Raw genomic sequence first — 2,513 nt, 5'->3', positions numbered from 1 at the left:
TGAGAACGGCGGTGCGAAAGTCGGCCACGGTAGCGGCGGGATGAGCCTGCTGCGGGCGGCGTAAAAGTCGTCCACTTTTACCCTTTCTGGCGACAGGGAGGGCGGGAGGATTTTCACTGTGGATTTGTATCGGAAGGTTCGGCTGGCCTGTGCTGAGGGCATGAGCCAGCGTGAGGCGGCGCGGCATTTTAACATCTCGCGCGACAGCGTATCCAAGATGATGGCGTTTTCAGTTCCGCCTGGGTATCGGCGGTCGGCCCCGATCAAACGACCGAAGCTGGATGCCTTCACCGGGATCATCGACAGTTGGCTGGACGGCGACCGGGAGGTCCATCGCAAGCAGCGGCACACGGCGAAGCGGGTGTTCGAGCGGCTTCGCGACGAACACGGGTTCACCGGCGGCTACACGATCGTGAAGGATTACATGCGACAGCGCGAACGGCGCGGCCGCGAGATGTTCGTGCCGCTGGCGCATCCGCCTGGTCATGCCCAGGCCGACTTTGGCGAGGCGGTGGTCGTCATCGGCGGCATTGAGCAGAAGGCGCATTTCTTTGTCATGGATCTGCCGCACAGCGACGCCTGCTATGTCCGTGCCTATCCGGCGGCCACTGCCGAAGCCTGGGTGGATGGCCACGTCCACGCCTTCGCGTTCTTCGGCAAGGTGCCGGTGTCGGTCCTCTACGACAACGACCGCTGTCTGGTTGCGAAGATCCTGCCGGACGGGGCACGTCAGAGGGCCACGCTGTTCAGCGGGTTCCTGTCACATTACCTGTTCCGTGACCGCTACGGGCGACCCGGCAAGGGAAACGACAAGGGCAATGCGGAAGGCCTGGTCGGTTACTCGCGCCGCAACTTCATGGTGCCGATCCCGCGGTTCGCGACCTGGGACGCGTTCAACGATTACCTGGAGACACAGTGTCTCAAACGTCAGGCGGATGTCCTGCGCGGCCAGTCCGAGACCATCGGTCAACGCCTTGAGCGCGATTTGGCCGCGATGTCCGACTTGCCTGCGGCGCCGTTCGATGCCTGCGATCAGGTCACCGGACGGGTCAGTTCGCAGGCGCTGGTGCGCTACAAGACCAACGATTATTCAGTGCCGGTCGCCTACGGCCATCGCGACGTCTGGATCAGGGGCTATGTCGACGTGGTCGTGATCGGCTGCGGTGGCGAGGTGATAGCCCGTCATCCTCGCTGCTACGACCGCGAGGATATGGTCTTCGATGCGGTGCATTACCTTCCGCTGATCGAGCAGAAGATCAATGCCCTGGACCAGGCGGCGCCCTTGGCGGAATGGGATCTGCCGTCGGAGTTCGCGACCCTGCGCCGCTTGATGGAAGCGCGAATGATCAAGGCCGGACGCCGGGAATATGTGCAGGTGCTGCGCCTGCTGGAGACCTTCGACATCGACGATCTCCACGCCGCAGTTAAGAAGGCCCTGCAACTGGGCGCGGTCGGCTTCGATGCCGTCAAGCACCTCGTCCTGTGTCACGTCGAGAAACGGCCGCCAAAGCTGGACCTCGATGTCTACCCATACCTGCCGCGGGCGAACGTTGAGACCACATCCGCGGCCAGCTACATGGCCCTGATGTCGGAGGATGCGGCATGACCGACACCCCGAAGATCCTGCTCGCGGATCATCTCAAGACGCTGAAGCTGCCCACCTTCCTGCGGGAATACGAGAAGCTCGCCCGCCAATGCGCCGCCGAAGGGCTGGATCATGTCCAGTTCCTGGCACGTCTGGTCGAGCTGGAATTGATCGATCGCGAGCGGCGGATGATCGAGCGGCGTATCAAGGCCGCGAAGTTCCCGGCGACCAAGAGTCTGGACAGCTTCGACTTCAAAGCGATCCCAAAGCTCAACAAGATGCAGGTGCTGGAACTCGCGCGATGCAACTGGATCGAACGGCGCGAGAACATCATCGCCTTGGGGCCCAGTGGCACCGGCAAGACCCATGTTGCCCTCGGGCTGGGGCTGGCGGCCTGCCAGAAGGGCCTCTCGGTCAGCTTCACCACCGCCGCTGCGCTGGTCAACGAACTGATGGAGGCCCGCGATGAGCGCCGCTTGCTCCGCGTCCAGAAGCAGATGGCAGCCGTCAAGCTGCTCATCATCGACGAACTGGGCTTCGTGCCGCTCTCCAAGACCGGTGCCGAGTTCCTGTTCGAGTTGATCTCGCAGCGCTATGAGCGCGGTTCCACGATGATCACAAGCAATCTGCCGTTCGAGGAGTGGACCGAAACCTTCGGCACCGAACGCCTGACCGGAGCACTGCTTGATCGGCTGACCCATCACGTCAATATCCTTGAGATGAACGGCGACAGCTATCGCCTCGGCCAAAGCCGCGCCCGAAAAGCTCAAGCTCCCACCTGATCACACGTCGCAGAATTGGCCCTCCCGGCCAATGCGCCATGGCACGCGCCAGCTATTTGGGGAGCGCACGCGCCATGGCGCTTGGTGCTCCGCCACTGGCCTGGTTTTGCGCCGCCAAATGGCCGGTTTTGTCTCCGCCGTTGACA

The 2,513-nt window shown here is 62.7% G+C and carries 2 protein-coding genes; both read left to right on the top strand.

Annotated elements, in window-relative coordinates:
• The first annotated feature begins 118 nt into the window (after positions 1-118).
• On the top strand, positions 119-1,606 hold the full coding sequence (gene istA / locus ROE7235_RS19270) for an IS21 family transposase (protein ID WP_121097602.1): 1,488 nt from the start codon (positions 119-121) through the stop codon (positions 1,604-1,606).
• Positions 1,603-2,367, top strand: a complete 765-nt coding sequence (gene istB / locus ROE7235_RS19265; RefSeq protein ID WP_121097599.1) for an IS21-like element helper ATPase IstB — start codon at positions 1,603-1,605, stop codon at positions 2,365-2,367. The genes istA and istB overlap by 4 nt, the downstream gene beginning before the upstream one ends.
• Positions 2,368-2,513 lie beyond the last annotated feature (146 nt).

Origin of the sequence: Roseinatronobacter ekhonensis, from assembly GCF_900499075.1 — a bacterium.
Classification (GTDB): domain Bacteria; phylum Pseudomonadota; class Alphaproteobacteria; order Rhodobacterales; family Rhodobacteraceae; genus Roseinatronobacter; species Roseinatronobacter ekhonensis.
This window is presented reverse-complemented; position numbering and strand designations above follow the sequence as displayed.

What these genes read in the sequence shown, in the direction of transcription:
- istB (WP_121097599.1), top strand. Translation starts at nt 1,603, where the DNA reads ATGACCGACACCCCGAAGATCCTGCTCGCGGATCATCTCAAGACGCTG.